This window comes from Salinivirga sp. (genome assembly GCF_035268865.1).
GTDB lineage: Bacteria > Bacteroidota > Bacteroidia > Bacteroidales > Salinivirgaceae > Salinivirga.
In genome coordinates, this window is sequence record NZ_DATFKB010000135.1 from 1 (window position 1) to 5559 (window position 5559).

A 5559-nucleotide genomic window follows, 5' to 3' on the forward strand; every position below is an offset into this window, starting at 1 on the left:
TCCTTGTTGCTTATTGCTCAATCCATCATATTCTGCAAGCAATTGTTTTGCTCGTTTTGCTACAGGTAAAGCAGGATCGATAATTTTTAATTCCGGGGCCACTTTTTCAATTGTTTGGGTCAGAAATGGGTAGTGTGTGCAGCCCAGTACCAGGTAATCTGCATTTTTATGCAGCATGGGTCGGGTGTATTCCGTGAGTAAATCGAAAGCTCGTTTACTGGTTGTTTCATTATTCTCAACGAGCTCTACAAGGCCACACCCTTTTTGTATCAGCACCTCAACGTGGCTGGCATATTTTTCTCGTGTTTCCTGAAAAAGATGACCGTCAAATGTATTGGGGGTAGCTAATACTCCTACAACATTGGTTTGCGTCAGTTTTGCGGCTGGTTTTATTGCCGGTTCCATCCCTACAAAAGGCAAATCGTAACGCGATCTCAAATAATCGATAGCAGCTGCTGTGGCAGTATTGCATGCCACAACTATCATTTTGACGCCCCGACTGATCAAATAATTAACAATTTGATCAGCCCTTTTTCTCAATTCTGTATAGCTTTTACTTCCATACGGGCACCATAAACTGTCTGCTACATAGACAAAATGCTCTTTTGGTAATAATTCGGTTAGATGGTTTAAAACGCTTATGCCACCCAAACCAGAATCAAAAACACCTATTGCTTTGTTCTTATCCATAAAAAAAGGCTATCTGATACAAAGATAGCCTTCTATTTTAGATTGTAAAAATGTCTTACTGTACACCCAATTTCTTTTTCACCATTGGTGTAATATCAATACTTGATGGGGCTGTATAAAGTACTGGCCCACCTTCAACAGCATCAAGAATGTAAGTAAAACCATTCTCTTGTGCTACATCATCAATGGCTTTTTGAACTTTGGTAATAATGGGCTGCTGCAGCTCCATCTCTTTCTTTCTTAAGTCTTCCTGGGCAGATGTTCTAAAGTTTTCCATTCTGCGCTGCAATTCTGTAATTTCTTCTTCTTTTGCTTGTCGCAAAAGAGGTGTCAGAGAATCTGCTCTTGAGCTATAATTTTGATATTTGGTCTGCAGTTCTGTTTGCATTTCGCCCAAGGCACTTTCAAGATCTTTTGCATGCTTTTGGAGCTCTTTTTGGGCTTGCTCAAATTCGGGCATTTGCTGCACTAAAACGTTGGAATTAATGTGCCCTATTTTGAGATCTTTTTGTGCAAGTGCAAAACCACTTGCAATTACTAAAGCCGTTAAAACTAATAATACTCGCTTCATTACTTTATTTCTTTAATTCTACATTCAAATTTTAAGTGATACAAATATACAAAGTTAATTTTGATAACCTAGTTTTTCAAGTACCTCATCGCTTTTATCGTACTTAGGATCATTATATAAAATGCCCATACCAGATGCGACATCAAAAATAACTGCATAATTTCCTTTTTCGCCTATTTCTTTTATGGCATTAAAAACTTCATCCTGTATAGGCTTTATTAACTCCTGTCGCTTTTGGAAAAGGTCACCTTCCTGACCAAAATGCTTTTTCTGAAGCTCTTTCACTTCCCGCTCTTTTTGCAGTATCTCCTCTTCACGCTTCCTTTTTAGCTCATCGCTTAGCAAAACTTTCTCTACTTCGTACTCCTTGTATAGTTTTTCTATTTCAGTATACATTGCTTCTATCTCATCCTGCCATTCCTGAGCAATTATATCCAATTGCTCCTGGGCAGATTCATATTCAGGAATATTGTCCAGTACGTATCTCGTATCTACGTATGCAAATCGCTGTGCACTGCCAATACCTGCAAAAAGCATGAGCATCAGCAAAATTAGACTTGTCCTTTTCATATGTTTATAATTTAAAATTTTAGAAACGTTGGCCAATGGAAAACGCAAACTGTCCTTTATTTGCATCTGGTAACTTTGGTATATCGTCGAAACCATAACCATAATCGATACCCAACATACCAAACATAGAGAGGTATATTCTTAGCCCCACACCAACAGAACGTTTTAAGTCAAATGGTGAAAATTCATTAAAATCGTACCACGCATTACCTGCTTCAAAGAATGTAAGTGCGTAGAAAGTAGCATTTGGATTCAATGAAAGTGGATACCTCAATTCAAAGGTTAATTTCTCATACAGGTTACCTCCTTGCTGAGGCGTTAGAGAACCGTATTGCCCTGAAAGCCCCTGGTTTGCATAACCTCTCAACCCAATGGTTTCGGTACCATACAAATTATAACCTGATAAACCGTCACCACCTAACTGGAAGCTTTCAAATGGTGAGGGGCCGATGCTGTTGCTGAAATATCCCAGGTAACCGAACTCCAGATTGGTGTTCAATACTAATTTACCAATAATTGAAGTAAAGTTTGATGATTTAAATTTCCATTTGTGATATTCAATCCATTTGTATCGTTTAGCATTTTGGCGCTTTTCAATTTCATAATCTGCAGCTGCTTCATCGGCGATATCTGTGCGGATTTCGTCTTTCTCTGATTCTGACAGTTTCCAAAAATCTTTATCTTTAAACAATGAATAAGGTGGTGTAATTTGTAAAGACAGAGAGACTAGTGAACCGCTTCTGGGATATATGGGCTGACTGATAGAATTTCTTGAAAACACAGTGGTAAAACTCAAATTATTTGAGCGACCATTATCAATAAAGAAATAAGAGCTGTATTCCCTGAGATTATAGTGCTCAAAACTGACACTGTTATTCAATAAGAAATATGTGTCGGGCCATTCCAAACGCTGGCCTAATCCAACAGACCCACCTGTTACTTTCATAAAACGCTCCACATCGTACAGGCGTTGATCAACCGAACGAACGGTATGATAAAATGATACGGTTAATGAGTTTGGTTTTCTTCCACCAAGCCATGGCTCAGTAAACGAAGCGCTAAGTGCTTTATAATAAGTACCATTAGTTTGTCCACGAATATTCAACGATTGCCCATCACCAGTTGGAAGTGGTCTCCAGGCTCCTTTTTTAAAGAAGTCGCCAATGGCAAGGTTGGTAAGTCTTAATCCAAGTGTACCAATAAACATTCCTGCACCGTAACCACCTGAAAGCTCAATCTGGTCGCTCGGACGCTCCTCTACAATATATTCAAGATCAACTGTACCGTCTGCAGGGTTGGGTTGGGGATTCACATTAAGCTTTTCCGGATTAAAATATCCCAGTGTAGCCAACTCCCGAATAGAACGTTGTACATCTGTCTGGCTAAACAATTCACCAGGTTTCGTTCTAAGTTCCCGGCGTATCACGTGGTCGTGTGTTTTGGTGTTACCAACCACAGTAACCCTGTTAATTCTGGCTTGTTTACCTTCGTAAATGCGCATTTCAAGGTCGATACTATCTTTCTCCACATTTACTTCTACTGGTGTAACATTAAAAAACAGATATCCGTTATCAAGGTATAAAGTGCTGACAGCATCCTGGGCGCCTCTTAACCGTTTTTGCAGAATGGTTTCATCGTACACATCTCCCTTTTTAATGCCAAGTACAATGCTCAATTGCTCATTGCTGTACTTTGTATTGCCAACCCACTCTATATCACGAAAATAGTATTTATTTCCTTCCTGGATAAAGATATCAATTACAACTAAACTATCTTCATTTCTATATATTGAATCGCGGGTAATTTTGGCATCTCGATAACCATTTTCATTATAGAAATCTATTATTTTCTTTTTATCCTTCTCATATATGGTCTCTATATATTTCGAACGTTTAAAAATATTGTACCAGGTCTTTTGCTTGGTATCTTTCATTTTCCGGCGCAATTGGCCATCCCTGAAAGTCTCGTTGCCATGGAAGTTTATTGATGCTATTTTAACACGTTCATTTTTGTCGATATCAAAACCAAGTACAATATGATTGTTGAGCGCTGTATCTTGCTTTTGTATCACCTCGACATTGGCATCCAAATAACCTTTATCTACGAAATAATTGGAAATGGTATTTACAGCACGCTGAATTTTACTTTTTGTAACCTGTGTACCTCTTACTAAAGTAAGTTTTTCTTTAATATCGGAAGCCTGCGATTTTCTTATACCCTTGAAATAAAAGGCAGAAAGTCGCGGTCGCTCCTGCAGGTAGATATCTAAAAAGATTTTATTGGCAATTATCTTTGTGGCTTTTATTTCAACATCTGAAAACAGACCCTGTTCCCACAAGTTTTTAATTGCTTTCGAAATTTTTTCTCCAGGCACTTCAATGGTTTCACCCACCTGCAATCCTGATAAAGATACCAATACTCCGTGATCAAGAAATTTGACCCCGGATACAGTAACCCCACCAATCTCATATTCTCTGGGATTGTTGTAATCAAGATTATTAAGTGTGTTATTGAGCGATACCTGTGTAAGTCCTGATAATGAAATGAAACTAAAAATTACTAATAATAAGCTTATTCTACGCATTCCCGTCTAGTTATTTTTTTTGTAGTTGTTCACTAATTTTGCCAAAACGTCTTTCCCGGCTTTGAAAAGCTAAAATCGCCTCAAAGAAATCATTTTTTCTGAAATCGGGCCAAAGTTTTGGGGTAAAATATAATTCTGAATATGCTAACTGATACAATAGGAAGTTACTTAACCTTTGTTCACCACTTGTTCTGATGAGCAATTCTGGATCAGGCATATGAGCGGTTTCAAGATGATTGATCAATGTACTTTCATCCACCTGATCTGCTTCAATCTCTCCATCGCTTACTTTTTTCGCAATATTTTTGAGCGCTTTGTTTATCTCCCAACGCGAACTGTAACTTAATGCCAACGTGAGGGTGGTACGCTTATTGGTTGCGGTCTTTTGTTTTGCTTCCACGAGTTTTCTTTGTACATCTTTAGGCAAGGATGTGATATCGCCTATTGTTTCGAGCTTGACATCATTTTTAAGGAGTGTGGAAGTCTCCTGGTTAATGGTTTGTATTAACAAGGACATGAGTGCATCAACCTCTGTTCGAGGGCGATTCCAGTTTTCGGTGGAAAAAGCATACAATGTAAGGTAATCAACACCAACTTCAGCCGCAGCTTCTGTAGTTTCTCTAACAGCAGCAACACCATTTTTATGCCCAAAAATACGTTTATTACCTTTCTTTTTGGCCCATCTACCATTACCATCCATGATAATGGCGACATGTTTAGGCAGCTGGCCTTCAGCTACTTGTTCCTTCAGGGTCTTCATCGTCCTCTCTCTTCTGTTATTTTATAAATAGGCGGGGCAAGTTACACAATCTTTCAGTTTATACGATATGAATACACCAAAAAATGTAAACCAATCGTCGTTTTGAGCATTTGCCCTCTGCTTTAACGAAAAAACATCCAATGAATTATATCTCCAGTCAGAAATTTGATCTAAATCATCGCGAAAAGTTCTATGCAAAGTATATTCCAAACCCAATGTCAATCGATTATTTATACCTATTTTGGCGCCCATACCAAAAGGAATAGTAATATTGTCCATCACACGGGAAGAAAAGTTAAATTCGACTAATAGCATTCCCAACCCGCCACCAAGATATGGGGTCAAATATGTTTTTCGTTCAGAAAGTTCAAATTTAAAAAAATT

General features: G+C 38.2%; 6 protein-coding genes. All 6 read right to left on the bottom strand.

Translation table 11 applies throughout. The features are described 5' to 3' along the window. A partial coding sequence (gene murI / locus VJ937_RS08285) for a glutamate racemase (protein ID WP_324066430.1) occupies positions 1-690 on the bottom strand: 690 nt, incomplete at its 3' end. 55 nt (positions 691-745) lie between these two features. Further along, positions 746-1261, bottom strand: a complete 516-nt coding sequence (locus VJ937_RS08290; protein WP_324066431.1) for an OmpH family outer membrane protein — start codon at positions 1259-1261, stop codon at positions 746-748. 54 nt (positions 1262-1315) lie between these two features. Further along, positions 1316-1831, bottom strand: coding sequence for an OmpH family outer membrane protein (locus VJ937_RS08295; protein ID WP_324066432.1), 516 nt, complete (start codon positions 1829-1831; stop codon positions 1316-1318). 19 nt (positions 1832-1850) lie between these two features. Continuing rightward, positions 1851-4415 carry an outer membrane protein assembly factor BamA gene (gene bamA, locus VJ937_RS08300; protein WP_324066433.1) on the bottom strand — a complete coding sequence of 855 codons (2565 nt, stop codon included), beginning with the start codon at positions 4413-4415 and terminating at the stop codon, positions 1851-1853. Between the two features lie 10 nt (positions 4416-4425). Continuing rightward, positions 4426-5175, bottom strand: a complete 750-nt coding sequence (locus tag VJ937_RS08305) for an isoprenyl transferase (RefSeq protein WP_324066434.1) — start codon at positions 5173-5175, stop codon at positions 4426-4428. Positions 5176-5196: 21 nt separating this feature from the next. Beyond that, positions 5197-5559: DUF6089 family protein (locus VJ937_RS08310; protein WP_324066435.1), on the bottom strand; the 363-nt coding region annotated here is incomplete at its 5' end.

Coding starts and splice junctions, on each gene's coding strand:
- bamA (WP_324066433.1), bottom strand. CDS start 4,415: ATGCGTAGAATAAGCTTATTATTAGTAATTTTTAGTTTCATTTCATTA.
- VJ937_RS08295 (WP_324066432.1), bottom strand. CDS start 1,831: ATGAAAAGGACAAGTCTAATTTTGCTGATGCTCATGCTTTTTGCAGGT.
- VJ937_RS08290 (WP_324066431.1), bottom strand. CDS start 1,261: ATGAAGCGAGTATTATTAGTTTTAACGGCTTTAGTAATTGCAAGTGGT.
- VJ937_RS08305 (WP_324066434.1), bottom strand. CDS start 5,175: ATGAAGACCCTGAAGGAACAAGTAGCTGAAGGCCAGCTGCCTAAACAT.